This window comes from Devosia psychrophila (assembly GCF_000971275.1).
GTDB lineage: Bacteria > Pseudomonadota > Alphaproteobacteria > Rhizobiales > Devosiaceae > Devosia > Devosia psychrophila.
Window position 1 is genome coordinate 1 of sequence record NZ_LAPV01000099.1, and the last position, 507, is coordinate 507.

A 507-nucleotide genomic window follows, 5' to 3' on the forward strand; every position below is an offset into this window, starting at 1 on the left:
CGCGGGAAGTCCGGCGTGAAAGCGGGATGAAAGACCACATCGCCTAGGGTAGGGGAGCCGCGCGAGCGCGCCGGCACCAGAAAAATAACCAGACAGGAGACATTCCGTGCCGCACCCGACCCGCGCATTGCTCGCGGCCGGCCTGGCGTTGTGCGCTTTCCAGGCGTTGGCTGCATCCCCCGTGCTTGACCGCATCCGCGATACCGGCGCCGTCCGGCTGGCGTATCGCGAGAACTCCGTACCGTTCTCCTATGTCGATGGCGGCAAGCCGGTGGGGTATTCGATCGACCTCTGCGCGCGGCTGGTCGACGCGATCAAGGTGGCGGTCAAGCGGCCGGACCTGAAGGTGCAGTACGTGCCCGTGACGCCAGCCACGCGCATCGCCGCCATCACCGAGGGCCGCGCAGACCTCGAATGCGGTTCGACCAACAACACGCGCGAGCGCCGCGAGAAGGTAGCGTTCACTATCCCGCATTACATTGCCAGCAGCCGCATGCTGGTGATGAC

At 65.9% G+C, this 507-nt stretch carries 1 protein-coding gene; it reads left to right on the forward strand.

The window, feature by feature from the left end:
- Positions 1-106: 106 nt before the first annotated feature.
- The coding region (locus tag WH91_RS10280) for a transporter substrate-binding domain-containing protein (RefSeq protein ID WP_046170927.1) at positions 107-507 on the forward strand (401 nt) is incomplete at its 3' end.